The organism is Cronobacter condimenti 1330, from assembly GCF_001277255.1.
GTDB lineage: Bacteria > Pseudomonadota > Gammaproteobacteria > Enterobacterales > Enterobacteriaceae > Cronobacter > Cronobacter condimenti.
In genome coordinates, this window is sequence record NZ_CP012264.1 from 3,250,626 (window position 1) to 3,275,901 (window position 25,276).

Annotated in this window: 22 protein-coding genes and 1 pseudogene; 4 read left to right on the forward strand and 19 right to left on the reverse strand. The window is 57.2% G+C overall.

Annotation, left to right across the window (positions count from 1 at the left end; translation table 11 throughout):
* Positions 1-107: 107 nt before the first annotated feature.
* From AFK62_RS14845 to glyA, 3 genes are all read right to left on the reverse strand, one after another.
* Entirely contained in the window at positions 108-485 is a 378-nt protein-coding gene (locus tag AFK62_RS14845) for a carboxymuconolactone decarboxylase family protein (RefSeq protein WP_007664188.1), read from the reverse strand.
* 54 nt (positions 486-539) lie between these two features.
* Positions 540-902: a MerR family transcriptional regulator gene (locus tag AFK62_RS14850; RefSeq protein ID WP_007664190.1), complete on the reverse strand. Its 363-nt coding sequence runs from the start codon at positions 900-902 to the stop codon at positions 540-542.
* Between the two features lie 69 nt (positions 903-971).
* Entirely contained in the window at positions 972-2,225 is a 1,254-nt protein-coding gene (glyA, locus tag AFK62_RS14855; RefSeq protein ID WP_007664194.1) for a serine hydroxymethyltransferase, read from the reverse strand.
* A 323-nt stretch (positions 2,226-2,548) separates the two neighbouring features.
* Here glyA and hmpA point away from each other — a divergent pair, with 323 nt between their 5' ends.
* The gene (gene hmpA / locus AFK62_RS14860; protein WP_007664196.1) at positions 2,549-3,739 is read left to right on the forward strand and encodes an NO-inducible flavohemoprotein; all 1,191 of its coding nucleotides are present in this window, start codon (positions 2,549-2,551) and stop codon (positions 3,737-3,739) included.
* Between the two features lie 128 nt (positions 3,740-3,867).
* Here hmpA and glnB read toward each other — a convergent pair whose 3' ends face one another.
* The 5 genes from glnB to purL all read right to left on the reverse strand — a co-directional run bounded on the left by glnB (position 3,868) and on the right by purL (position 12,301).
* Complete coding sequence (gene glnB, locus AFK62_RS14865; protein ID WP_002438074.1) at positions 3,868-4,206, reverse strand: nitrogen regulatory protein P-II; 339 nt, start codon at positions 4,204-4,206, stop codon at positions 3,868-3,870.
* 98 nt (positions 4,207-4,304) lie between these two features.
* A complete protein-coding gene (glrR, locus tag AFK62_RS14870; RefSeq protein ID WP_007664198.1) occupies positions 4,305-5,642 on the reverse strand; it encodes a two-component system response regulator GlrR in 1,338 nt (445 codons plus the stop codon).
* Complete coding sequence (gene qseG / locus AFK62_RS14875; RefSeq protein WP_007664200.1) at positions 5,639-6,415, reverse strand: two-component system QseEF-associated lipoprotein QseG; 777 nt, start codon at positions 6,413-6,415, stop codon at positions 5,639-5,641. The genes glrR and qseG overlap by 4 nt, the downstream gene beginning before the upstream one ends.
* Positions 6,412-7,848, reverse strand: a complete 1,437-nt coding sequence (locus AFK62_RS14880; RefSeq protein WP_129232784.1) for a sensor histidine kinase — start codon at positions 7,846-7,848, stop codon at positions 6,412-6,414. The genes qseG and AFK62_RS14880 overlap by 4 nt, the downstream gene beginning before the upstream one ends.
* A 562-nt stretch (positions 7,849-8,410) precedes the next feature.
* Positions 8,411-12,301, reverse strand: a complete 3,891-nt coding sequence (purL, locus tag AFK62_RS14885) for a phosphoribosylformylglycinamidine synthase (protein ID WP_053532009.1) — start codon at positions 12,299-12,301, stop codon at positions 8,411-8,413.
* 267 nt (positions 12,302-12,568) lie between these two features.
* Here purL and mltF point away from each other — a divergent pair, with 267 nt between their 5' ends.
* Positions 12,569-14,131, forward strand: coding sequence for a membrane-bound lytic murein transglycosylase MltF (gene mltF / locus AFK62_RS14890; protein WP_007664206.1), 1,563 nt, complete (start codon positions 12,569-12,571; stop codon positions 14,129-14,131).
* On the opposite strand, the pseudogene tadA reads toward mltF, so the two are convergent.
* The 4 genes and pseudogenes from tadA to murQ all read right to left on the reverse strand — a co-directional run.
* Positions 14,031-14,525: pseudogene (gene tadA, locus AFK62_RS21450) on the reverse strand (tRNA adenosine(34) deaminase TadA); the annotation flags it as partial. The gene mltF and the pseudogene tadA sit on opposite strands and share 101 nt — an antisense overlap.
* A 67-nt stretch (positions 14,526-14,592) precedes the next feature.
* Entirely contained in the window at positions 14,593-15,228 is a 636-nt protein-coding gene (yfhb, locus tag AFK62_RS14895) for a phosphatidylglycerophosphatase C (RefSeq protein ID WP_007664208.1), read from the reverse strand.
* Between the two features lie 3 nt (positions 15,229-15,231).
* Positions 15,232-16,599 carry a PTS transporter subunit EIIC gene (locus AFK62_RS14900; RefSeq protein WP_007664210.1) on the reverse strand — a complete coding sequence of 456 codons (1,368 nt, stop codon included), beginning with the start codon at positions 16,597-16,599 and terminating at the stop codon, positions 15,232-15,234.
* 12 nt (positions 16,600-16,611) lie between these two features.
* On the reverse strand, positions 16,612-17,505 hold the full coding sequence (gene murQ, locus AFK62_RS14905) for an N-acetylmuramic acid 6-phosphate etherase (RefSeq protein ID WP_007664212.1): 894 nt from the start codon (positions 17,503-17,505) through the stop codon (positions 16,612-16,614).
* A gap of 121 nt (positions 17,506-17,626) precedes the next feature.
* Here murQ and AFK62_RS14910 point away from each other — a divergent pair, with 121 nt between their 5' ends.
* Positions 17,627-18,475 carry a MurR/RpiR family transcriptional regulator gene (locus AFK62_RS14910; protein ID WP_007664214.1) on the forward strand — a complete coding sequence of 283 codons (849 nt, stop codon included), beginning with the start codon at positions 17,627-17,629 and terminating at the stop codon, positions 18,473-18,475.
* A gap of 56 nt (positions 18,476-18,531) precedes the next feature.
* The gene (locus AFK62_RS14915; protein ID WP_004387385.1) at positions 18,532-18,792 is read left to right on the forward strand and encodes a YfhL family 4Fe-4S dicluster ferredoxin; all 261 of its coding nucleotides are present in this window, start codon (positions 18,532-18,534) and stop codon (positions 18,790-18,792) included.
* Here the strand turns inward: AFK62_RS14915 and acpS are convergent.
* From acpS to lepA, 7 genes are all read right to left on the reverse strand, one after another.
* Positions 18,789-19,169 (reverse strand): holo-ACP synthase, encoded by a 381-nt coding sequence (acpS, locus tag AFK62_RS14920; protein WP_007664217.1) that lies wholly within the window; start codon positions 19,167-19,169, stop codon positions 18,789-18,791. The genes AFK62_RS14915 and acpS overlap by 4 nt on opposite strands.
* Positions 19,169-19,900: a pyridoxine 5'-phosphate synthase gene (gene pdxJ / locus AFK62_RS14925; RefSeq protein WP_007664219.1), complete on the reverse strand. Its 732-nt coding sequence runs from the start codon at positions 19,898-19,900 to the stop codon at positions 19,169-19,171. The genes acpS and pdxJ overlap by 1 nt, the downstream gene beginning before the upstream one ends.
* 74 nt (positions 19,901-19,974) lie before the next feature.
* Complete coding sequence (recO, locus tag AFK62_RS14930; RefSeq protein WP_007664228.1) at positions 19,975-20,712, reverse strand: DNA repair protein RecO; 738 nt, start codon at positions 20,710-20,712, stop codon at positions 19,975-19,977.
* Between the two features lie 9 nt (positions 20,713-20,721).
* The gene (gene era / locus AFK62_RS14935; protein WP_007664230.1) at positions 20,722-21,627 is read right to left on the reverse strand and encodes a GTPase Era; all 906 of its coding nucleotides are present in this window, start codon (positions 21,625-21,627) and stop codon (positions 20,722-20,724) included.
* On the reverse strand, positions 21,624-22,304 hold the full coding sequence (rnc, locus tag AFK62_RS14940) for a ribonuclease III (RefSeq protein WP_007664232.1): 681 nt from the start codon (positions 22,302-22,304) through the stop codon (positions 21,624-21,626). The genes era and rnc overlap by 4 nt, the downstream gene beginning before the upstream one ends.
* A 171-nt stretch (positions 22,305-22,475) precedes the next feature.
* Complete coding sequence (lepB, locus tag AFK62_RS14945; protein WP_007664233.1) at positions 22,476-23,441, reverse strand: signal peptidase I; 966 nt, start codon at positions 23,439-23,441, stop codon at positions 22,476-22,478.
* Between the two features lie 14 nt (positions 23,442-23,455).
* Positions 23,456-25,255, reverse strand: a complete 1,800-nt coding sequence (gene lepA / locus AFK62_RS14950) for a translation elongation factor 4 (RefSeq protein WP_007664234.1) — start codon at positions 25,253-25,255, stop codon at positions 23,456-23,458.
* Positions 25,256-25,276: the final 21 nt, after the last annotated feature.

Sequence of the window (25,276 nt, forward strand, 5' to 3'; positions counted from 1 at the left end):
GGAGGCGTTAGTCTGGCGGGAAAGCCTGGGGGTTGCAAGCGATGCATAACATCGTCATAACATTACGCATGGGAAGACAAAAAGGCCACCGCAGCGGCCTTTTTCGGTTATACACCCGCTTCGGCGAAGACCGTTTTAGCGGTAAACATAGCGTTAAGCGCTGCCGGAAAACCGGCGTAAAGCGCCATCTGGATAATCACTTCAATGATCTCCTCGCGCGTGCAGCCTACATTAAGCGCGGCATGCAAATGCACCGCAAGTTGCGGCTGCGCGTGGCCTATCGCCGTCAGCGCCGCGACGGTTGCAAGCTCCCGACTTTTGAGTGACAGCCCCGGCCTGCTGTAGACATCGCCAAAGCCAAATTCAATAACGTAGCGCCCGAGATCCGGGGCGATATCGGCAAGCGCCGCGATAACCTTTTCGCCCGCCGCGCCGTCGATTTCCGAGAGCCGCGCAAGGCCTGTGTCATAACGTGATGAAGTCATACCGTTCTCCTTTTGTGTGTGCGGATAACGGTAAAACTTCGAGTAAACTCCAGGTCAAGCGCTGTTTTTTAACAGCGTCTGATCGTAATACGCCATCTTCTCTTTCAGACGCGCCAGATGCTCGGTCTGCTGCGCAAGCCGCGCTTCCAGACGTAAGGCATGTTCCGCCAGCAACGCGCGCCGTGCGCCTGCGGTAGCGTCCCCCTGCGCACGCAACAAGGCGTAACGCTGGATCTCCTCAAGCGGCATGTCCGTCTCTTTCAGGCGTTTAATAAACGCCGCCCAGTCGAGGTCGGCGCGCCGGTAGTCGCGATGCCCGCTGCTATTACGCGCGGGCACCAGCAATCCCAGCTTTTCGTAATAGCGCAGCGTATGCGCGCCAAGCCCGCTGAGGGCAGCGAATTCCTGAATGCGCATGGCTCTCTCCTGTAGGTTTACGCCATAAAAAAAGGCCGCGCGAGGCGGCCCTTGTCGGACGATAAACGCTTACGCGTAAACCGGGAAGCGCGCGCAGACGTCCAGGACTTTACCTTTGACGCGCTCAATAACCGCTTCGTCATTGATATTGTCCAGAATGTCGCACATCCAGCCAGCCAGCTCTTTGACTTCCGCTTCTTTAAAGCCACGGCGGGTCACCGCCGGAGAACCGATACGGATACCGGAGGTCACGAACGGGCTCTTCGGATCGTTCGGCACGCTGTTTTTGTTAACGGTAATGTTTGCACGGCCAAGCGCAGCGTCAGCTTCTTTACCGGTCAGGTTTTTGTCTACCAGATCCAGCAGGAACAGATGGTTTTCAGTACCGCCGGAAACCACTTTGTAGCCACGGTTCAGGAACACTTCTACCATTGCTTTGGCATTTTTCGCGACCTGCTGCTGGTAAACTTTGAATTCTGGCTCCATCGCTTCTTTCAGCGCGACCGCTTTCGCCGCGATAACGTGCATCAGCGGGCCGCCCTGCGCGCTCGGGAACACGGCAGAATTCAGTTTCTTGTACAGTTCTTCACTGCCGCCTTTAGCAAGGATCAGGCCGCCGCGCGGGCCCGCCAGCGTTTTATGCGTTGTGGTGGTCACCACGTGCGCGTGCGGCACCGGGTTCGGGTAGACGTCAGCGGCGATGAGGCCTGCCACGTGCGCCATATCGACGAACAGGTACGCGCCAATGCTGTCAGCGATTTCACGCATTTTTGCCCAGTCCACGATACCGGAGTAAGCCGAAAAGCCGCCGATGATCATTTTCGGTTTATGGGTCTGCGCCTGCTTCGCCATATCGTCGTAGTCAATTTTACCGGACTCGTCGATACCGTAAGGGATGATGTTGTAGAGCTTGCCGGAGAAGTTAACCGGTGAGCCGTGCGTCAGGTGGCCGCCCTGCGCCAGGTTCATACCCAGCACGGTGTCGCCCGGTTGCAGCAGCGCGGTGTAGACCGCGAAGTTCGCCTGGGAGCCAGAGTGCGGCTGCACGTTCGCGTAGTCAGCGCCGAAGAGTGCTTTCGCGCGGTCAATCGCCAGCTGTTCGACGATATCGACATATTCACAGCCGCCGTAGTAGCGTTTGCCCGGATAGCCTTCGGCATATTTGTTGGTCAGCTGAGAGCCCTGAGCCTGCATTACGCGCGGGCTGGTGTAGTTTTCGGAGGCGATCAGTTCGATGTGCTCTTCCTGACGTACTTTCTCCTGCTCCATAGCCTGCCACAGTTCGGCATCATAATCGGCAATGTTCATTTCACGCTTTAACATCCGCATCTCCTGACTCAGCTGACAATAAAAAGGTACTGCAATTAGGGGCCCTTTAGGGCAACGGGCAACAGTGTAAACCGATTGGAAGCGTGAAGATAGGTCTTGACAGAGGTTTTTACGCAAACGTTTGGCATGGCGTGGCGCAAGGGTTTGAACGTTTAAGCAAGGCCGCGCTTTACGCGACTTATTTTCATCATAAACCTGTATTTTTTTCATCCAGTGTGACGCAGGTCTGATGGTGGGATAAAACCATTTACAACGTGCAGGTATTTTTAATAAGATGCATTTAAAATACATTTTATAAAAACCGGAAGGAAGCAATCATGCTGGATAGTCAAACCATCGCTGTCGTTAAATCCACAATCCCCCTGCTGGCACAAACCGGCCCGAAACTCACCGCCCACTTTTATGACCGGATGTTCACCCATAATCCGGAGCTAAAAGAAATTTTTAATATGAGCAACCAGCGCAACGGGGATCAGCGTGAAGCGCTGTTCAACGCTATCTGCGCTTACGCCACGAATATTGAAAACCTTGCAGCCCTGCTGCCTGCGGTAGAAAAAATCGCTCAAAAACACACCAGCTTTAATATTAAGCCAGAGCAATACAATATTGTAGGCGAACATCTGCTGGCCACGCTTGATGAGATGTTCAGTCCGGGCCAGGAGGTGCTGGATGCCTGGGGCAAAGCGTATGGCGTGTTAGCGGGCGTGTTTATTCATCGCGAAGCCGAGATTTACCAGAGCAATACGCAAAAAACCGGCGGCTGGGAAGGCACCCGCGCGTTCCGTATCGCCAGCAAAACACCACAGAGCGAGATTGTGACGAGCTTTGAACTGGAGCCCGTCGATGGCGGCCCAGTCGCAGATTACCTGCCAGGCCAGTACACTGCCGTCTGGATCAAACCGGAAGGGTTTCCGCATCAGGAAATACGTCAGTACTCACTTACCCGCAAGCCGAATGGCAAGAGCTATCGCATTGCGGTCAAACGCGAAGGCGAAGGTCAGGTGTCGAACTGGCTGCATCAGCATGCGCAGCCGGGCGATATCATTGAGCTGGCCGCGCCGGCGGGCGATTTCTTTATGAAGGTAGATCCGCAAACGCCGGTGACGCTTATCTCCGCAGGCGTCGGTCAGACGCCGATGCTCGCGATGCTTGATACGCTGGCGAGCGCCCGCCACCCGGCGCAGGTGAACTGGTTCCACGCGGCGGAAAGCGGCGATGTGCATGCGTTTACCGATGAAGTGCTCGAACGCGGCGCGCAGTTGCCGCATTTCACGAGCCACATCTGGTATCGCGTCCCGAGCGATGCCGACCGCAGCGCAGGCCGTTATAACAGCGAAGGGCTGATGGCGCTTCATGACCACAAAGCGCATGTCACCACGCCTGGTATGCAGTTTTATGTCTGCGGCCCGGTGAAATTTATGCAGTTCGCCGCCGAGCAGTTAGTAAGCCTTGGCGTGGATAAAGAGAACATCCATTACGAATGTTTCGGTCCCCACAAGGTGCTGTGAGTGTTCGCGACGGTGAGTCATGGCGGGTGGCGCTTCGCTAATCCGCCTTACGACGTTCGCGCTCTCACCAGGTTCTACAGGCATAAAAAAAGCAGGTCCACTGACCTGCTTTTTTACGTCTGGCGCGGTTAAATTGCCGCGTCGTCTTCCTCACCGGTACGGATACGCACCACGCGGGCTACGTCGAAAACGAAAATCTTGCCGTCGCCGATTTTACCGGTCTGGGCGGTACGAATAATCGTGTCGACGCAGGTATCGACGATATCATCGGTCACCACGATTTCAATTTTCACTTTCGGCAGGAAATCCACCATATATTCCGCGCCGCGATAGAGCTCGGTGTGCCCCTTCTGACGACCAAACCCTTTGACCTCGGTCACCGTCATCCCGGTGATCCCGACTTCCGCCAGCGCTTCACGTACATCATCGAGTTTGAAGGGTTTAATAATCGCATCAATCTTTTTCATGGTGGATCCTTAATTCCTGCCAGCGCCTGCACGGCGATTCAATTCGCGTAATCGGTTGCTCAAATTACCATACCTTACGGCGGTTTGGGCATCAAAAACTACTCTTTAAAATCATTCGCCTCAAGCTCATGGCGGGCCAGTAATTTATAGAACTCAGTGCGGTTGCGCCCCGCCATTCGCGCGGCATGCGTGACGTTTCCTTTGGTAATTTGCAGCAGTTTGCGCAGGTAATTAAGCTCGAACTGATTGCGCGCCTCAACAAACGTCGGCAGCACCGTGTTTTCGCCTTCCAGCGCCTGCTCCACCAGCGCCTCGCTAATCACCGGTGCCGAGGTCAGCGCCACGCACTGCTCAATCACGTTCACCAGCTGGCGCACGTTGCCCGGCCAGCTTGCCGCCATCAGGCGCTTCATCGCGTCGGTTGAGAAGCTGCGCACAAAGGGTTTATGCCGGTCCGCCGCCTGGCGCAGCAGATGAGTCGCCAGCAGCGGAATATCTTCCGCACGTTCGTGCAACGCCGGAATCTTCAGGTTCACCACGTTGAGACGATAAAACAGATCTTCGCGAAACTCGCCGCGCGCCATCGCTTTTGGCAAATCGCGGTGCGTGGCAGAGATAATCCGCACATCGATATCAATGTCGCGGTTGCTGCCGAGCGGACGCACCTTGCGCTCCTGCAAAACGCGCAGGAGTTTGACCTGCAACGGCACCGGCATATCGCCAATTTCATCAAGAAATAGCGTGCCGCCTTCAGCAGCCTGAAAGAGGCCTTCACGGCTGCTTACCGCGCCGGTAAAGGCGCCGCGCGCATGGCCGAACAGCTCTGATTCCAGCAGTTGCTCAGGAAGCGCGCCGCAGTTAATCGCGATAAATGCGTTTTTCGCGCGCGGGCTGGCGTTGTGGATGGCCTGCGCGAGGATTTCTTTACCAGTACCGCTCTGGCCGTTAATCAATACGCTGACATCCGACTGCGCCACCATATGCGCCTGCTCCAGCAGACGCAACATCACCGGGCTGCGGGTGACAATCGTCTCCCGCCACTGTTCATCGCCCGCGGGTGCCACATGAGCCAGCGCATCATCAATCGCTTTATAGAGCGCGTCTTTATCAACGGGTTTGGTGAGAAAACTGAACACGCCCTGCTGGGTGGCCGCAACGGCATCAGGAATCGATCCGTGCGCGGTCAGAATGATCACCGGCATGCCCGGCTGGAGTTTCTGGATCTCGGCAAAGAGCTGCATGCCGTCCATTTCATCCATGCGCAGATCGCTAATCACCAGATCTATCTTTTCGCGCCCTAAGATGCGCAGGCCTTCATGCCCGCTTTCAGCGGTCTCAACCGTAAAACCTTCGCTGGTCAGACGCAGCCCCAGCAGTTTCAGCAGGCCCGGATCGTCATCCACCAGCAACAGGCGCGCGGGTTTATGCTGCGTCATGGTTTACTCTCCTCCTGCGCGGGCGCGGCGTCTTTTTCCGCCGGGGCGGCTGGCTCTTTATCTGCGTTATCGGGGCTGTGGCTATTGTCCTGAATATAGCCGCCCGCGTTTTTACGCGACGACAGCTGGCGTTCAATATCCGTCAGATTCTCAAGCTTGCGGGTGGTGAGCTCAAGCTGGCTGCGCAGGTGATGCTGCTGCTCGCGAAGCGCGTCCAGTTCACTGTCGGTGCTTTGCTGCAATTTGCTGTAGCGGCTACGCTCCTCAGAAAGCGCCAGTTGCGCAGACTGCCCGTCGCGCCAGGCTTCATACAGGGGGCGCACATGTGCCGGGATATCACCGGAGGCGGCGCTTAAGGTCGTGAGAAAACTGCGGCGCTCGGCAGGCGCAATACGCGCGTTAGCCAACAGAATGCCGCGCCGGAAGGCATGTTGCCAGGTGTCGTCCGGGAAATTGCGCGCCTGCGCGCGCGCCTCGGCAGGCGCCAGACGTTCGGCGCAGTCCATGCCACGCAGCCAGAACAGCGGGTTGCTTTCGACGCTCTGTCCGGTCAATTGCCAGATGCCGGAGCAGTCAGTAAACAGGAAATCCGCCAGTTGTTGTTCCGGCAGTTTTGGATCATGTTTTTGTTTGATATTGCTGGAAACCGGGCTTTGCACGCACCCGGCTAACAGGCACGGCAGGAGCGCGGAACGGGCCAGCGTGCGAAGAGTGAAAAAGGTTGTGCCGCGCGAGCGCAGACTGCGCCAGGCGCTTACCAGACGTGAATTCATTTTTTTAATCGTTCCGGGTCAAAGAGCGGTAATTCAATGCGAAAACAGACGTCTGCGGTTTCATCCTCAACCAGACGCAATTCGCCGTGCATACGTCGGATGCAATCCTGAGCGATGCTTAAGCCCAGGCCGCTGCCTTTCACCGCCCCTTTACGTTGATGGCTTCCCTGATAAAAGGGCTCGAAAATCATTTGTTGTTCCGCCTCAGGAATCGGCGTACCGGTATTCGCCACCTCAATACATACCGTATTGCCCTGACGGCGGCTTCGCAGATAAATGGTACCGGATTCGCGCCCGTAGTGCACCGCATTGGAGTAGAGATTATCCAGCACGCTCATCAGCAGCATCGGCTCCGCAAGACAGTCTCCGCCTGCAAGCGACACTTCGGTATGCATCATTTTAGCCCGCGCCGGCAGACTGTGTGAGGCAATCACAATATCTACCAGCGGCGCCAGCTCGACTTTTTCAAGTTCTACCGCGCCGCCTGCCAGTTTGCGATTGTAATCAAGCAGTTGCTCAATCAGCGTTTGCAGATTGCGGCTGCTGGTATCGAGAATATCCACCACTTCACGTTGTTCGGTCGTGAGCGGCCCAACCACCTGATCGGCCAACAGTTCGGTGCCCTCGCGCATACTGGCGAGCGGCGTTTTTAATTCATGGGAAATATGACGAAGAAACTGATGACGCTGGGACTCCAGCCAGGCCAGGCGTTCGCTTAACCAGATGATACGCTGGCCGACCGAGCGCAGCTCGCGCGGGCCTTTAAACATCATGGCGGTGCCGAGGGATTTCCCCTCTCCCAGCCGGTTAATCATCCGCTCAATGCCTTTCACCGGGCCGATAATCATGCGGGTAAAGAGCAGCACCAGCGCGAGGCTCGCCAGAAAGAGCGCCAGCGCCTGCCAGCCAAACAGCTGGCCGCGCGCGGCAATTTCCTGCTGAAGCTGCTGGCCGCGGGCGTAGATAACCGCGCGGGTGGCCTGCACCAGTCGGGTATTGGTATCGGCGAATGCTTCCAGAACCGCCGCCGCGTCAGGTTTCGGGCCGCTGTTATGGCATTGTAACTGTGCAAGCTCAACCAGGCTCTGGCGCAGGGCTTTATACAGTTTTGCGTCTGGCAATACGCTCGCCTGTGCCTCCAGCATGCGGGAGTAGCGCAGGCGCTGGTTTTCATACACTCTCGCAAGCGTCACATCATCCAGCACACAGTACTGGCGGTAGCTGCGCTCCATTTCGAGCGCGATATTGGTCATTGCCTCGCTGCGTCGCGCATCCATCTGAGTAAGCGTATTGGTTTGCGCTGCCTGAGCGCTGAGTGCGTTAAGGCTCTGCCAGGCCTGCCAGGCGAGAAATAGCAGCGGCACCATCACCAGTAAAAAAGCCATCATGACCAGTTGGCGAAGCGAGCGGGGGAAAGCAGGCCAGCGTTTCACAGCGTTATCCCGAGGTGATTGCAAAAGCCCGATGCTAACCGACAGTCGCGCTTGTGCAAAGCCATACGCGAAAAACAACAAAGGCAGGGGATTAACCCTGCCTTTGTGATGGAATCAGGCGGTGCCTTACTCAACGTGTCGCCCGGGTTCTGAAATAGCAGTGCTATGATCAGCAGTTGGACGGCAGGCACCTTTGAGTGCGTCATTCGAGGTTTATGTAGCGCTCGCTATGGGGCTGACATAAGAAGGTGAATGAGCCACTGGTTAATATTATGCATCAACCGTGCCAGGTTTACTATATAAATCATAAGTTGATGTTATATAACAGGTTTAAAACTATGACGGACATCATAGTTTTGCGCTCTTTTTCGCCAGAGTGTCGCTAAAAACCAACACATCCAGGGTCATGATTTTCATTGCAATAAAATCAATGACTTAAATGTCTCAGATTAGCGACACCTCAGCATTGTGTTTGTCGCAATATGCCGACACCCACGAAACCGGACAGACACTTACCGGCGCGATAAAAGAAAAAAGGCCTCTTTCGAGGCCTTTATAAGGGTTAACCCAGTTGCTTGCGCGCATTGCGGAAGATGCGCATCCACGGGCTGTCTTCGCCCCAGTTTGCCGGGTGCCAGGAGTTTGCCACCGTCCGGAAAACGCGCTCCGGGTGCGGCATCATAATGGTGACGCGCCCGCTTTCACTGGTGACCGCCGTTACCCCGTTCGGAGAGCCGTTCGGGTTAGCCGGATAGGTTTCCGTCACCGCACCAAAGTTATCGATATAGCGCAGCGCCACCAGCCCTTTGCTCTCAAGCATCGCCAGATGCGCGTCATCGCGCACTTCCACGCGCCCTTCACCGTGAGAGACTGCGATCGGCATATGCGAGCCGACCATGCCGTCAAGCAGCAGCGACGGGCTGGCGGTCACTTCCACCAGGCTGAAGCGCGCTTCAAAGCGGTCGGACTGGTTACGCACAAAACGCGGCCACAGTTCACTGCCCGGAATAAGTTCACGCAGATTGGACATCATCTGGCAGCCGTTACACACGCCGAGCGCCAGCGTCTGAGGACGATGGAAGAACTCGGTAAACTCATCGCGCACGCGGTCATTAAAGAGAATGGACTTCGCCCAGCCTTCGCCTGCGCCCAGCACGTCGCCATACGAGAAGCCGCCGCACGCCACCAGCGTATGAAAATCGCCCAGACCGCGACGCCCGCCAAGCAGATCGCTCATATGAACGTCGATGGCATCAAAGCCCGCGCGGTGGAACGCCGCCGCCATCTCCACGTGGGAGTTAACGCCCTGCTCGCGCAGTACCGCCACTTTCGGGCGCGCGCCGGTCGCAATGAACGGCGCGGCGATGTCTTCTTTGATATCGAAGGTCAGCTTCACGTTCAGGCCCGGATCGTTGTCGTTGGCTTTCGCCTGATGCTCCTGATCGGCGCATTCCGGGTTATCACGCAGACGCTGCATCTGCCATGTCGTCTCGGCCCACCACATACGAAGCTGGGTGCGGCTTTCGCGGTACACCACGGTCTCACCTGAGGTCAGGGTGAAGCTGTCGCCCGCAACCGCCTTGCCAAGGTAGTGCGTGCACTCGCCAAGCCCGTGATCTTTCAAAACCCGCTCGACCTGCTCGCGCTCGGCAGCGGCAATCTGGATCACCGCGCCAAGTTCTTCCGTAAAGAGTGCGGCCAGGGCGTCGTCGCCGAGCGCAGCAATATCTGCCTCGATCCCGCAGTGGCCGGCGAAGGCCATCTCTGCGAGCGTCACCAGCAGGCCGCCATCAGAGCGGTCGTGGTAGGCCAGCAGTTTACGCTGCGCTACCAGCGCCTGAATGGCGTCGTAAAAGCATTTCAGCTGACCCGCATCACGCACGTCGGCAGGCTTGTCGCCCAACTGACGATACACCTGCGCCAGTGCCGTCGCCCCCAGCGCGTTGTGACCGCACCCCAGATCGATCAACAGCAGCGCGTTATCTTCAGTGGTCAGTTCCGGCGTCACGGTGCGACGTACATCTTCCACGCGGGCAAAGGCGGAGATCACGAGCGAAAGCGGTGAGGTCATCTCACGCTGTTCGCCATCCTGCTGCCAGCGGGTTTTCATCGACATCGAATCTTTGCCGACCGGAATGGTCAGACCAAGCTGCGGGCAGAGTTCTTCCCCGACGGCTTTCACTGCCGCGTAAAGCCCCGCGTCTTCGCCAGGATGCCCGGCCGCTGCCATCCAGTTTGCAGAGAGCTTCAGGCGTTTAATATCGCCGATTTGCGTCGCGGCGATGTTGGTCAGCGCTTCGCCAACGGCGAGGCGCGCAGACGCGGCGAAATCCAGCAGCGCCACCGGGGCACGTTCGCCCATCGCCATCGCTTCGCCGTAATAGCTGTCGAGACTCGCGGTCGTTACCGCGCAGTTCGCCACCGGCACCTGCCACGGGCCGACCATCTGATCGCGTGCGACCATGCCAGTCACGGTGCGATCCCCGATGGTGACAAGAAAGGTTTTTTCGGCCACAGTCGGCAGATGCAGCACGCGGTTTACCGCGTCAGCTATCGTAATACCCGCGCGGTCAAATGCCTGACCTTCGGCCTGCTGACGGATAACGTCGCGCGTCATTTTCGGGGTTTTACCGAGCAGCACGTCAAGCGGCATATCCACCGGCTGGTTGTCGAAATGGCTGTCGCTCAGCGTCAGGTGCTGGGCCTCGGTCGCCTCGCCAATCACGGCGTATGGCGCACGCTCGCGGCGGCACAGCTCGTCAAAGAGCGCCAGTTGTTCCGGCGCCACCGCGAGCACGTAACGCTCCTGGGATTCGTTACACCAGACTTCGAGCGGGCTCATGCCTGGCTCGTCGCTTAAAATATTGCGCAGTTCAAAGCGCCCGCCGCGCCCGCCGTCACTCACCAGCTCCGGCATGGCGTTAGAAAGACCGCCCGCGCCGACATCGTGAATAAAGAGGATGGGGTTCGCGTCGCCAAGCTGCCAGCAACGGTCGATAACTTCCTGACAACGGCGCTCCATTTCCGGGTTGTCGCGCTGTACCGAGGCGAAATCGAGATCGGCATCCGACTGGCCTGACGCCATCGAGGACGCTGCGCCGCCGCCAAGGCCGATATTCATCGCCGGACCGCCAAGCACGATAAGCTTCGCGCCAGGCGGGATGTCGCCTTTCTGAACGTGATCGGCGCGAATATTGCCGATGCCGCCTGCAAGCATGATCGGTTTGTGATAACCGCGCAGCTCTTCGCCATTATGGCTTACGACTTTCTCTTCATAAGTACGGAAATAACCGTTCAGCGCCGGGCGGCCAAATTCGTTGTTAAACGCCGCCCCGCCGAGCGGGCCGTCGGTCATGATGTCGAGCGCGGTGACAATGCGATCCGGTTTGCCGAAATCTTCTTCCCAGGGCTGCTCAAAGCCCGGAATGCGCAGGTTAGAAACCGAAAAGCCCACCAGGCCCGCTTTCGGCTTGGCACCGCGGCCCGTCGCGCCCTCGTCGCGGATCTCACCGCCAGAGCCGGTGGCGGCGCCCGGCCACGGAGAGATGGCGGTCGGGTGGTTATGGGTTTCCACTTTCATCAGGATATGCGCGGGTTCCTGATGAAAGGCGTAGCGCCCTGCGTCGTGGTCAGCGTAGAAACGGCCTACGGAGGAGCCTTCCATCACCGCGGCGTTGTCTTTGTATGCAGAGAGAACGAAATTCGGGGTCTTCTCAAAGGTGTTTTTGATCATCTTAAACAGCGACTTCGGCTGTTTTTCGCCATCGATAACCCAGTCGGCGTTGAAGATTTTGTGGCGGCAGTGCTCAGAGTTGGCCTGCGCGAACATATAGAGTTCGATGTCGTTTGGGTTACGGCCCAGACGGGTAAAAGCTTCGTGCAGGTAGTCGATTTCATCCTCGGCCAGCGCCAGCCCCAGACGCACGTTGGCGTCCGCCAGCGCCTGACGGCCCTGCCCCAGCAGATCTACGCTTTGTACCGGCGCAGGTTCGTGATGCGCGAAAAGCGCGGCCGCGTCTTCCAGGCCTGCGAAAACGCTCTCCATCATACGGTCATGCAAAAGCGCGGCGATTTGCGTCCAGGCCTCGCTATCCGCTGTCGGGTCAACGTCGAGATAATACGCCACACCGCGCTCAAGGCGATGGATCTGGTTCAGCCCGCAGTTATGGGCGATGTCAGTAGCTTTAGAGGACCAGGGAGAGATGGTGCCAGGGCGCGGCGTAACCAGCAGCAGGCGGCCTGACGGCGTGTGGCCCGGAAGGCTTGGACCATATTTCAGCAGGCGCTCAAGGCGCGCGTGCTCTTCGGCATTCAGCGGTGCGGCGAGGTCAGCAAAATGAACATACTCGGCATAAATAGTCTTCACCGGGAGGTGAGCGTCTTTGAAACGAGCCAGCAGTTTGTTAATACGAAATGCCGACAAAGCGGGCGAACCACGCAGAATTTCCATCATCTAGTCTCTCGTCTTCGAAGCGCCGGAGGGCACCTCAGTGGGCGCAAGGGGGAAAACGGGCGTCATTATAGAGAATCCGACGCGCTGACGAAACCGTTTGCGTAGAAATAAAATCCCGCCGTCGCGTTAACGTTTGGTGTGGCCGATTCCTCTAATTAGTTGCCAAGTGGCGCTTTGTTACGCAAAATGCCGCTCCATGCCATTCAAACGAAACGGTTTACTAACGATTGTTCGCTGAGCCCAGAGGCAACGCAGAGAATTAACTAATTGAAAAAATTAAAGCTTAATTATCTGCTCATCGGCGTCGTTACCCTGCTGCTGGCAGTGGCCTTATGGCCGGCCATTCCGTGGTCCGGCAAAGCCGATAACCGTATCGCCGCTATCCAGGCGCGGGGGGTTTTGCGCGTCAGTACGATTGCGACGCCCCTTACCATGTACCGCGCCAATGAGACTATCTCCGGGCTCGATTACGAGCTGAGCCAGGCGTTTGCCGACTATCTTGGCGTTAAGCTTGAAGTCACCGTGCGCCAGAATATCAATCAGCTCTTCGACGACCTGGACAATAACCGGGCCGATCTTCTGGCCGCCGGCCTTGTGTATAACGAACAGCGCAGCCAGCATTATCAGGCGGGTCCTATCTATTACTCCGTATCGCAGCAGATGGTCTATCGCGTGGGCAGCCTGCGGCCACGCAGCCTCGCCACTATCAAAGACGATCAGTTGACCATCGCACCCGGCCATGTAGCGCAAAGCGAATTAGAAAAACTTAAAGAGAGTAAATACCCGGATCTCAGCTGGCGCGTCGACCCGAAGCTCAGCAGTAATGAACTGCTGCTGCAGGTGGTGCAAGGCAAACTTGATTACACCATCGCCGACTCGGTCGCCATCGGCATGTTCCAGCGCGTACATCCCCAACTGGCAGTCGCGCTCGATCTCAGTGACGAGCAGCCAGTAACGTGGTTTAGCCGCCGCAGTGACAGTGATAATACCCTTTCCGCTGCCTTGCTGGATTTCTTCAACCAGATCAACGAAGACGGCACGCTGGCGCGGCTTGAAGAGAAATACCTCGGCCACGGCAACGATTTTGACTATGTGGATACCCGCAGTTTCCTGCGCGCCGTCGATAATGTACTGCCGGAGCTTCAGCCGCTGTTTGAGAAATACGCCACCGATATTGACTGGCGATTGTTAGCAGCCATTTCTTATCAGGAATCCCACTGGGACAGCCAGGCCACCTCGCCGACCGGGGTGCGCGGGTTGATGATGTTGACCCGCAACACGGCCCAAAGCCTCGGCCTGACCGACCGTCTTGATGCCGAACAGAGCATTAGCGGCGGCGCGCGCTATCTGAAAGATATGATGAGCAAAGTGCCGGAAAGCGTGCCAGAAGAAGAGCGGATCTGGTTTGCGCTGGCGGCCTATAACATGGGCTACGCGCATATGCTTGACGCACGCGCTCTCACGGCGAAGCAGAAAGGTAACCCGGATAGCTGGGCGGATGTAAAACAGCGGCTGCCGCTGTTAAGCCAGAAGCCGTATTACAGCAAGCTGACTTACGGCTATGCGCGCGGCCATGAGGCCTACGCCTATGTAGAAAATATCCGGAAGTATCAGATAAGCCTGGTAGGTTACTTGCTTGAGAAAGAAAAACAGGCGGCTGCCGCGGCGCAGCCTAAGCTTGTGCAGAACTACCCGACGAGCATTACGCCGCAGGGTCTGTTCCCGTCGCCTTTTTCGCAGCTTCCTTTAGGGCCTTTTTCTCAAGCCGGCGCTGCCGGAAAAACGCACTCAACATGGCCGAACACTCTGCCGCCATTATCCCCTCGATAACCTGCACCTGATGGTTCATGCCAGGGTGCCCCGTAATATCCATAAGCGAGCCGACCGCGCCGGTTTTAGCGTCGCGCGCCCCAAACACCAGCGTGCCGATGCGCCCGTGTACCATCGCGCCCGCGCACATCACGCACGGCTCCAGCGTGACATACAGGGTGGTTTCCAGCAGACGATAATTCTGTAGCACCAGGCCGCCCTGGCGCAGCGCCATGATTTCCGCGTGCGCGGTTGGGTCGTGGCGGCCAATCGGGCGGTTCCAGCCTTCGCCGATCGCCTGGTTGTTATGTACCAGCACCGCCCCTACCGGCACCTCTCCCTCGTCCCAGGCGCGCTGCGCGAGCGTCAGCGCGTGGCGCATCCAGTATTCATGGGTGAGTTCAGTCTGTGACACGGTGTTCTCCGGGAATATAAGGCGGGCGGCATTATACACACCGTTTATGGGTTGCGAAATGCGGGCCTTATTCGAGCTGCTGAAGCTGCCCCTGAGGCGTGACGCGCCAGCGATGCTGGCAGAAGTAGAGTAGCGGGTTATCCTGCTTGCTGTCGCTGTAGCCGCTGTAAAGACGCAGCGGCGTGCCAATCTGGCGCTCCAGCTGTGCCACTTTTTCATGGCCGAGACAGCGAAGCGTTAATACCCAGCCGCCAAAGCGGCGCTCCATCTGGCTTGCAATGACATTAACGCGCGGCAGCCATGGCGTATCGTAATAGACCTTTTCGACGAGCGTCTGCGGGGAGCCGGTGATAAGCCAGACGTCGGCATCGGTGCTGGTGAGATAACCGGTGAGGCGTTCATGCACCACCGGGAAGGTCGTGACGTGGCCGCGAAACCAGGCGGTGAAATCATCTTCAAGCGCGCGCAGGCGCGTCTCGCTATGACCAAAGGTGCACCCCCAGAGCAGAAGGCTCATCGGCCAGCGGGCGGCGCGCCCTTTCATTAACAGCCCGCCGAGCACGACGGGCAACAGAGGAATAACCAGCAGCAGGTTCAGCGGCTGGTGCCGCAGCAGATAGCGCATAAAGGTGCCAAACATATCCTGTTGATGCAGCGTGCCATCCAGATCGAAAAACACTACCCGACGCTCGTTATTGGCCAAACCTTACTCCTCTGGATCGTTAAAGCCCAGGAACCACGTAAACAGAAAACCGGCGATTACCGCTACCAGATAGCCTAACAGATAGAGCATCACTTTTCCGGTCACGATGGTTAACGCCAGCGGCAAGCCGGAGATGCCGAAAGTGATAACCGTCGCCACTTTAAAATAGCTGATAATCGCGCCGCCTGCCGCCCCGCCAAGGCACGCACCAATAAACGGCTTACCGAGCGGCAGCGTCACGCCGAAAATGAGCGGCTCGCCGATGCCGAGCAGCCCGACAGGCAGCGCGCCTTTAATGACCTTTTTCAGCCGCGTATTACGGGTTTTCAACAGCACCGCCAGCGACGCGCCAATCTGCCCGACGCCCGCCATCGCGAGGATCGGAAACAGCGCGTTATACCCATGCGCCTGAACCAGCTCGACATGAATCGGCACCAGCCCCTGGTGCAAACCTGTCAGCACCAGCGGTAAAAATGTGCCCGCCAGCACCGCGCCGACGAGCAGCCCGCCTTTATCGATAGCAAGCGATGCGCCGTGAGCGATAGCCTCTGAAATCCAGCCGCCGAGCGGTTGCAGCGCCACGATGGCGATCGCGCCGGTCACCAGCGTGGTCAAAAGCGGGTTGAGGATAAGTTCAACGGAGACCGGCAATAGCCGACGCAGTTGTTTCTCAAGCCAGCACATCAGCATCACGACCAGCAATACGGCGATGACGCCGCCCCGCCCCGGCTGTAACGCTTCGCCAAAAAGCTCTATCTGCGCCAGTTGTGGGCTGGAGAGAATTCCTGCCATTACGCCGCCCATCGCCACCGAGCCGCCGAATACCCGCGCGGCGTTAACGCCCACAAGGATGTTCATGATAGCAAACACGGCGCTGCCAAAAATGCCGAGCAGCCCCAGCAGGTTGGGATAGCTGGTCGCGAAACCGCCGACAATATCCGGTCGTTTAAGGATGTTGATAATGCCGCTGATAAGCCCCGAGGCGATAAACGCCGGGATGAGCGGAATAAACACATTGGCAAGCTTTTGTAGCGCGTCACTCATTGGCGCTTTATAGCGCGCTTTCACCAGGGCTTTAGTGCGCGTGGCGTCATCAAGCGTGGGGTCGACAGGTGATAACGCCTGCATTTGCGCACGCATCGCATCGACGATTTGCGCGGCGCGACCCGGCCCTGCAATAAGCTGGTGCTGTTCGCCCTGCTTCACGTAGCCGCTGATACCGGGCAGCGTTTTCAGCGCCGGGAGATCCATCAGAGTGTCGTCGCGCAGCTCCATGCGCACGCGCGTCATGCAGTTTTCCAGCCGCAGAATATTGCCTTCGCCACCTACGCCTTTGAGGATTTGCGTGGCGAGCGTTACCGATTTTTCCATACGTCTGCCCTCTTACGGCTGTAACGCCGCTCTTAAAAAGCCGTTGTGCGCGGCGAGACGCGCGTGCGCCGACGCGGCATCGAGCCCGGTCAGCACCATCAGGATGGCGGGTTTGACTTCATACTCCGTCTGCGCGAGCACGGCTTCGGCTTCCGCGCGGGTTACGCCGGTCGCTTCCATGACCATTCGGCAGGCGCGATCCACCAGTTTGACGTTGGTCGCTTTCATATCCACCATCAGGTTTTGATACACCTTGCCGAATTTCACCATCGCGCCGGTGGAGATCATATTCAGCACCAGTTTTTGCGCAGTGCCTGATTTCAGGCGGGTGGAGCCGGTTAACGCTTCGGGACCGACAATGGGCGAGATGGCGATTTCCGCTTCCCGGGCGACAGGCGACTCGGGGTTGCAGGAGATAGCCGCCGTGGCGCAGCCCAGCGCACGGGCATACTTCAGCCCGCCAATAACATACGGTGTGCGCCCGGAGGCGGCGATCCCAATGACCATATCGCGCGCTTCAAGCCCGATGGCTTTCAAATCGTCCTCGCCGAGCTGCGCATTATCCTCAGCCCCCTCGACGGCCTTCAGCAGCGCGCCGGGGCCACCTGCGATAAGCCCGACTACCACGCCGTGCGGTACGCCGAACGTCGGCGGGCATTCGGAGGCATCCAGCACGCCAAGACGCCCGCTGGTACCAGCGCCCATGTAGATAAGCCTGCCGCCGTGTTGCAGCGCCGCTGCCGCGGCGTCTACCGCGTTTGCCACGTCCGGCAACGTCTCGCTGACGGCGTACGCCACCCGCTTGTCTTCTTCGTTAAAACGCATCAGCATCTCAAGCGTGGTGAGCGCATCGAGATCCAGCGTGTTAGGGTTACGGGTTTCTGATACCAGCGAGCCAAGATTCATATTGCACCTCTGAATTTTTAATTCATAATGATGGAGCTATAATGGAATATAAAATTCAAAGTGGCGAGTTAATTTCCCGGCATTTTAAAGCCGATCACATTTAGCCCTGCTGGAGGCGTTGATGAACACCCTGATCCTTATCCGCCAGCGATATCCGACACTGGCGCAAAGCGACCGCAAACTTGCCGATTTTTTGTTGCAGTTCCCGGATTATGCTCGCCACTTAAGCTCGCAACAGTTGGCCGTGGAAGCAGGCGTGAGCCAGTCGAGCGTCGTGAAATTTTCCCAGAAGCTCGGCTATAAAGGGTTTCCGGCGCTGAAGCTTGCGATCAGCGAAGCGCTTGCCAGCCAGAGCAATATTCACTCCATCGCCGTTCATAACGAAATTCTGGGCGATGATCCGCTGCGTCTGGTGGGTGAGAAACTAATTAAGGAAAATATCGCCGCGATGCACGCCTCGCTGGACATCAACCCTGAAGAGAAACTGCTGGCAAGCGTCGGGCTGCTGCGCAACGCGCGGCGCATCGTGTTGACCGGCATCGGGGCCTCGGGGCTCGTGGCGAAAAACTTCTCCTGGAAGCTCATGAAGATTGGGCTGAATGCAGTGGCTGAGCAGGATATGCATGCGTTGCTCGCAACCGTACAGGCACTGGAGCCGGAAGATTTGCTGGTCGCCCTCTCCTACTCTGGCGAGCGGCGCGAAATCAATCTGGCTGCCGATGAGGCGCTGCGCGTCGGCGCGCGTATTCTCGCTATCACCGGTTTTACGCCGAATGCGCTGCAACAGCGCGCGACCCAGTGCCTCTATACCATTGCAGAAGAACAGGCGACGCGCAGTGCGGCTATCTCTTCCACATCTGCCCAGATGATGCTCGCGGATCTGCTGTTTATGGCACTGGTACAGCAGGATCTGGAGAAAGCGCCAGAGCGAATTCGCCACAGCGAGGCGCTGGTAAAAAAACTGGTCTGAGCAACGAATGGGCGTATAATGCCCGCCCTGTTTGTGTTGTTTCTGAGATTTTCCTGATGGCGCTGCTTATCACTAAAAAATGTATCAACTGTGACATGTGCGAGCCGGAGTGCCCGAATGAGGCTATCTCAATGGGAGACAACATCTACCAGATAGACACCAGCCGTTGTACTGAATGTGTGGGGCATTATGAAACGCCCACCTGCCAGAAAGTGTGCCCTATCCCGAACACCATTATTAAAGACCCGGCGCACGCCGAGAATGAAGAGCAGCTGTGGGATAAATTCGTGCTGCTCCATCATGCCGATAAGATCTAGCTTTCGATAATCACCGTCGCGCAGGCGTAATGCCGCTCATCAGCAAGCGTGACATGCACTGCTGTCACGCCCATGCGCTCCGCCAGCCGCTGCGCCTCTTCCCAGAGCCTCAGTTTCGGTTTTCCCAGCTCATCGTTAAACACTTCAAACTGGTTAAACGCAAGCCCGTTGCGAATGCCCGTGCCGAAAGCTTTGGCCGCAGCCTCTTTGACCGCGAAGCGTTTCGCCAGAAAGCGCACCGGCTGTTGATGCGCCTGGTATTGCGCCCACTCGTTCGCGCTCAGTACCCGCCTCGCCAGCCGGTCGCCGGAACGGGAAATGACCGCTTCGATGCGGTCAATTTCCACAATGTCAGTGCCAAGTCCCAGAATCGCCATTAGCGACGCGCTTTCAGCATCAGGCGTTTCATTTCGGATACCGCCTCTTTGAGGCCGCTCATTACCGCACGACCGATAATCGCATGGCCGATATTAAGCTCATGCATTTCCGGTAGGGCCGCAATCGCCTGCACGTTGTGGTAGGTAAGCCCGTGGCCGGCATTCACCTTCAGGCCTTTGCTGGCGGCATAGGTCGCGGCGCGGGCGATACGCGTGAGCTCGCGAGCGCGGGTGACGTCATCTTCGGCGTCGGCATAGCAACCGGTGTGAATTTCAATGTAGGGCGCACCGACGGCCACCGCGGCGTCAATCTGAGCGTTGTCGGCGTCAATAAACAGCGAGACCAGGATACCCGCCTGCGCCAGACGCTGGCAGGCGTCGCGCATTTTATCGAGCTGACCTGCGACATCCAGACCGCCTTCGGTCGTAACTTCCTGACGCTTTTCCGGCACCAGGCAGCAGAAATGCGGTTTGGTCTCGCAGGCAATGGCCAGCATCTCGTCGGTGACGGCCATTTCCAGGTTCATACGGGTGTGGAGTGTCTGGCGCAAAATACGCACGTCGCGGTCGGTAATGTGCCGGCGATCTTCGCGCAGGTGAACCGTGATGCCATCCGCCCCGGCCTGCTCGGCGATAAACGCCGCCTGTACCGGATCCGGATAAGCGGTGCCGCGGGCGTTACGCAGCGTGGCGATATGGTCGATGTTAACCCCTAACAGCAATTCAGCCATGACAATCCTCGTAAATCGACAAAATGTGCAGGCAGTTTACACCTGGTGAGGAAAGCCTGGCTACGGCTGCGCGGTCAGGCGCTTTCGCCTTCTGGCGGGAGCGGACGTTTTTTCGGCACAAACTGACGGAACAGCTCACGGCTTTTAAGCGGCTTACCGCCGAGATACGGTTTGAGCGCCATACGGGTGAAGCGTTTAGCGGCGCGCAGGGTGTCTGCGTCAGGAAATTCGCGGGTCGCGAGAGCGCGAAGCTGGCGGCCAGTAAACGACGCGTTATCGATAACCAGGCTTGCGATAAAGCCCTTTTCTTCGCGGTAGCGGTAGGTCATTGCATCATCGACTTCTTCACCGGTACCTGCGCAGTGCAAAAAGTCGACGCCATAACCCAGGTGCCCCAGCAGCGCGAGTTCAAAACGCCGCAGCGCCGGCTCCGGCGTACCGGTCGCCCCTGCGAGCGCCTGAATGCAGTGCAAATAATCAAAGAAAAGTTCAGAGAAGCGGGTTTCGGGCTCCAGCACGCGCGCGACCAGTTCGTTGACGTACAGGCCACTGTAGAGCGTGATGCCGGAAAGCGGGAGAGCGAGAGAGACGGCTTCGGCGCTGGTGAGGTTTTTCACATCGCCGCGGCCACTCCAGCGCACCAGCAGCGGCGTAAACGGCTGTAGCGCACCTTTGAGATTAGATCGTTTGCGCCGCGCGCCTTTTGCGACCACACGTACGCGGCCCGCCTCTTCGCTGAACAAATCGATAATCAGGCTGGTTTCGCTCCACGGACGCGCGTGGAGCACAAAGGCGCGCTGCCAGCCTTCCATCAAAGGGCCTTAGAGATCGTCTACATAACCGAGACTGCGCAGGGCGCGCTCGTCATCGGCCCAGCCCGATTTCACTTTAACCCACAGTTCCAGGTGCACCGGCGCTTCGAACATGTCCTGCATGTCTTTACGCGCTTCGATGCCGATCGTTTTGATCTTGGCGCCTTTGTTACCGATCACCATTTTCTTCTGACCCTCGCGCTCGACGAGGATAAGACCGTTGATGTCATAACCGCCGCGTTCATTGGTGATGAAACGCTCGATTTCCACTGTCACGGAGTAAGGGAGTTCGGCACCCAGGAAACGCATCAGTTTCTCACGGATGATTTCCGAGGCCATAAAACGCTGAGAACGGTCGGTAATGTAATCTTCCGGGAAGTGATGAATCGCCTCGGGCAGATGCTTACGCACAATCGACGCGATGGTATCGACATTCATGCCGGTTTCCGCAGACATCGGCACAATATCGAGGAAGTTCATCTGACTTGCCAGGAACTGCAAATGTGGCAGCAGATCGGCTTTCTCTTGCACGTTATCGACTTTGTTAACGGCCAGAATCACTGGCGCTTTACCTTCGCGCAGTTTGTTCAGCACCATTTCATCGTCCGGCGTCCAGCGGGTGCCCTCGACGACAAAAATCACCAGCTCAACGTCGCCGATAGAGCTGCTCGCCGCTTTGTTCATCAGGCGGTTGATGGCACGTTTTTCTTCCATATGCAGGCCGGGGGTATCAACGTAGATAGCCTGATACTCGCCCTCAGTGTGGATGCCCACAATACGGTGACGCGTGGTTTGCGCCTTACGGGAAGTAATAGAAATTTTCTGCCCGAGCAGTTTGTTCAGCAGCGTGGATTTCCCGACGTTCGGGCGACCCACGATGGCGATAAATCCGCAGTAAGTTTTGGCTTCGCTCATTCCAGCTCCAGTTTTTTCAGCGCCTGCTCAGCGGCTGCCTGCTCCGCTTTGCGGCGGCTGGAACCCGTGCCGACCACCGGTTCACTCAGGCCACTTACCTGGCAATGGATAGTAAATTCCTGATCGTGAGCTTCCCCACGCACCTGCACCACCAGGTAAGACGGTAGCGGCAGATGGCGCCCCTGCAGATATTCCTGCAGACGCGTTTTCGGATCTTTTTGTTTATCGCCCGGACTAATTTCATCCAGACGGGTTTGATACCAGGTGAGAATTAAACGCTCGACGGTCTGGATATCGCTATCCAGGAAAACGCCGCCAATTAATGCCTCAACGGTATCAGCAAGAATGGATTCACGACGAAAGCCGCCGCTTTTCAGCTCGCCCGGCCCAAGACGCAGGCACTCGCCAAGCTCAAATTCGCGGGCAATTTCCGCAAGCGTATTGCCGCGAACCAGCGTCGCACGCATGCGGCTCATGTCGCCTTCGTCCACGCGCGGAAAACGGTGATACAGCGCGTTCGCAATCACGAAACTTAAAATGGAGTCACCCAGAAACTCCAGACGCTCATTATGTTTGCTGCTGGCACTACGATGCGTTAATGCCTGCTGCAACAGCTCCTGATGATGAAAAGTGTAGCCCAGCTTTCGCTGAAGCCGATTAATTACGATGGGGTTCATGCGATACCAATTAATGAATGCGTCAAAAATTCAGCACACGGAACAGGGCTGAAGGGGTTCAAAGCTGTTTCGTGTGCCGTGGCTCCCTTGCGGGAGCCAGCCGGAAATCGTCGGGGGAATATTCTATACACAACGACAGGGGATGTCGTTAGTTCCAACAGATTTAATTCGTTAATGAATGCCGCCAATTCGATTCAGGCGAACACCGGTCGGCCATTCGCCTTCCTGTTTCTCAAAGCTCATCCAGATAGCGGTTGCTTTACCCACCAGATTCGCCTCCGGGACAAAGCCCCAGTAACGGCTGTCGGCGCTGTTATCGCGGTTATCGCCCATCATGAAATAGTGACCAGGCGGCACAATCCAGGTGCCGGTCTGCTGGCCCTGCTGGCGGTAATAAATACCGACCTGATCCTGCGCGATCGGTACAGCAAGAATGCGGTGCGTAACGTCGCCTAAGGTTTCCTTACGCTCAGTCAGGCGAATACCGCCGTCTTTGCTTTCGTTTTTGGGCACCTGGAAGAAGCCGCTGCTCGCTTCGCCACCGCTCTGACGGCCAAAGGTCTGCACGAAATCGCTCGGCTCGACGTTAGAGTAAGTAATAGGCAGCGCGTTTGCACACGCCTGACCCGAGCTGCAATTCGGCTGTACGGTGACTTCTTTCGCAACAGGATCGTAGCTAACTTTATCGCCAGGCAGACCAACGACGCGCTTGATGTAGTCAAGACGCGGATCGCCTGGATATTTAAACACGGCGATGTCGCCGCGCTTCGGATGGCCCGTTTCGATAAGCGTTTTCTGGTAAATCGGATCTTTAATCCCGTAGGCAAATTTTTCTACCAGGATGAAGTCGCCGATAAGCAGCGTTGGCATCATCGATCCGGATGGGATCTGGAAGGGTTCGTAGATAAATGAACGCACGACCAGGACAACCGCCAGTACCGGAAATACCGACGCGCCGGTTTCCAGCCAGCCTGGTTTCGGGCTCGCTTTTTTCGACACGCCTGCACCCTGCGCATCCGCGGCGGCCAGCGCCGCTCGCTCGCGGCGCTTCGGTGCGAAGATAAATTTATCCACGCACCACAAGATGCCCGTCACCAGGGTCGCGATGACCAGAATCAGGGCAAACATATTCGCCATGCCAACTCCTTAAGTTATTTACCGTCTTTCCCAACGTGCAGAATGGCGAGGAACGCTTCCTGCGGCAGTTCGACGTTACCGACCTGCTTCATGCGTTTTTTACCCTCTTTCTGTTTCTGCAACAGCTTTTTCTTACGGCTGACGTCGCCGCCGTAGCATTTTGCCAGCACGTTTTTACGCAGCTGTTTCACTGTGGAGCGGGCAATAATATGGTTGCCGATCGCCGCCTGGATGGCGATATCGAACTGCTGGCGCGGGATCAGCTCTTTCATCTTTTCCACCAGCTCGCGGCCGCGATACGGCGCATTGTCGTTATGCGTGATCAGCGCCAGCGCATCGACACGTTCGCCGTTGATAAGAACATCAACGCGAACCATGTTAGAGGCCTGGAAGCGCTTGAAGTTGTAATCCAGCGACGCGTAACCGCGCGAGGTAGACTTCAGACGATCGAAGAAGTCGAGCACGACTTCCGCCATCGGGATTTCATACGTCAACGCCACCTGATTGCCGTGGTACACCATGTTGGTCTGCACGCCGCGTTTTTCGACGCACAGCGTGATGACGTTGCCCAGATATTCCTGCGGCAGCAGCATGTGACACTCAGCAATAGGCTCGCGCAGTTCCTGAATGTTATTCAGGGGCGGCAGTTTGGACGGGCTATCGACATAAACTACTTCATCGTTGGTCATCTGCACTTCATACACAACGGTCGGCGCCGTGGTGATGAGGTCAAGATCGTATTCGCGCTCCAGACGTTCCTGGATGATTTCCATGTGCAGCAGGCCGAGGAAGCCACAGCGGAAACCAAAGCCCAGCGCCGTCGAGCTTTCCGGTTCATAGAACAGCGAGGCGTCGTTCAGGCTCAGCTTGCCGAGCGCGTCGCGGAATGACTCGTAATCATCGGAGCTCACCGGGAACAGGCCAGCATAGACCTGCGGCTTCACTTTCTTAAAGCCAGGCAGCGCTTTTTCAGCCGGGTTGCGCGCAAGGGTCAGGGTATCGCCGACCGGCGCGCCCAGGATGTCTTTAATCGCGCAGACCAGCCAGCCTACTTCGCCGCATTTTAATTCGGTACGATCAATCTGTTTAGGCGTGAAAATCCCGAGACGGTCAGCGTTGTATGTCTGCCCGGTGCTCATGACTTTGACTTTATCGCCCTTGCGCAGGGTGCCGTTTTTCACACGGATCAGCGACACGACGCCCAGATAGTTATCAAACCAGGAGTCAATGATCAGCGCCTGCAGCGGCGCGTCCGGGTCGCCTTCCGGTGCCGGGATGTCGCGCACCAGACGCTCAAGCACGTCCTGTACGCCCACACCGGTTTTTGCCGAGCAGCGCACTGCGTCGGTCGCGTCGATGCCGACGATGTCTTCGATTTCTTCAGCCACGCGCTCAGGATCGGCGGCGGGCAGGTCAATCTTGTTCAGTACCGGTACCACCTCGAGATCCATTTCGATCGCGGTGTAGCAGTTGGCGAGCGTCTGCGCTTCTACGCCCTGACCCGCGTCCACTACCAGCAGTGCGCCTTCACATGCCGCGAGTGAACGGGAAACCTCATAAGAGAAGTCAACGTGGCCGGGAGTGTCGATAAAGTTAAGCTGGTAGGTTTCGCCATCAGAGGCTTTATAGTCCAGCGTAACGCTCTGGGCTTTAATCGTAATGCCGCGCTCGCGCTCCAGATCCATGGAGTCCAGCACCTGCGCTTCCATTTCGCGATCGGAAAGGCCGCCGCAAATCTGGATAATACGGTCAGACAGCGTCGATTTACCGTGGTCGATGTGAGCGATGATCGAAAAGTTGCGTATGTTCTTCATATAGCGAGATTTTTATGCCTT

Coding starts and splice junctions, on each gene's coding strand:
- AFK62_RS14845 (WP_007664188.1), bottom strand. CDS start 485: ATGACTTCATCACGTTATGACACAGGCCTTGCGCGGCTCTCGGAAATC.
- AFK62_RS14850 (WP_007664190.1), bottom strand. CDS start 902: ATGCGCATTCAGGAATTCGCTGCCCTCAGCGGGCTTGGCGCGCATACG.
- glyA (WP_007664194.1), bottom strand. CDS start 2,225: ATGTTAAAGCGTGAAATGAACATTGCCGATTATGATGCCGAACTGTGG.
- hmpA (WP_007664196.1), top strand. CDS start 2,549: ATGCTGGATAGTCAAACCATCGCTGTCGTTAAATCCACAATCCCCCTG.
- glnB (WP_002438074.1), bottom strand. CDS start 4,206: ATGAAAAAGATTGATGCGATTATTAAACCCTTCAAACTCGATGATGTA.
- glrR (WP_007664198.1), bottom strand. CDS start 5,642: ATGACGCAGCATAAACCCGCGCGCCTGTTGCTGGTGGATGACGATCCG.
- qseG (WP_007664200.1), bottom strand. CDS start 6,415: ATGAATTCACGTCTGGTAAGCGCCTGGCGCAGTCTGCGCTCGCGCGGC.
- purL (WP_053532009.1), bottom strand. CDS start 12,301: ATGATGGAAATTCTGCGTGGTTCGCCCGCTTTGTCGGCATTTCGTATT.
- AFK62_RS14900 (WP_007664210.1), bottom strand. CDS start 16,599: ATGGAAAAATCGGTAACGCTCGCCACGCAAATCCTCAAAGGCGTAGGT.
- murQ (WP_007664212.1), bottom strand. CDS start 17,505: ATGAATCTTGGCTCGCTGGTATCAGAAACCCGTAACCCTAACACGCTG.
- AFK62_RS14910 (WP_007664214.1), top strand. CDS start 17,627: ATGAACACCCTGATCCTTATCCGCCAGCGATATCCGACACTGGCGCAA.
- AFK62_RS14915 (WP_004387385.1), top strand. CDS start 18,532: ATGGCGCTGCTTATCACTAAAAAATGTATCAACTGTGACATGTGCGAG.
- acpS (WP_007664217.1), bottom strand. CDS start 19,169: ATGGCGATTCTGGGACTTGGCACTGACATTGTGGAAATTGACCGCATC.
- pdxJ (WP_007664219.1), bottom strand. CDS start 19,900: ATGGCTGAATTGCTGTTAGGGGTTAACATCGACCATATCGCCACGCTG.
- recO (WP_007664228.1), bottom strand. CDS start 20,712: ATGGAAGGCTGGCAGCGCGCCTTTGTGCTCCACGCGCGTCCGTGGAGC.
- era (WP_007664230.1), bottom strand. CDS start 21,627: ATGAGCGAAGCCAAAACTTACTGCGGATTTATCGCCATCGTGGGTCGC.
- rnc (WP_007664232.1), bottom strand. CDS start 22,304: ATGAACCCCATCGTAATTAATCGGCTTCAGCGAAAGCTGGGCTACACT.
- lepB (WP_007664233.1), bottom strand. CDS start 23,441: ATGGCGAATATGTTTGCCCTGATTCTGGTCATCGCGACCCTGGTGACG.
- lepA (WP_007664234.1), bottom strand. CDS start 25,255: ATGAAGAACATACGCAACTTTTCGATCATCGCTCACATCGACCACGGT.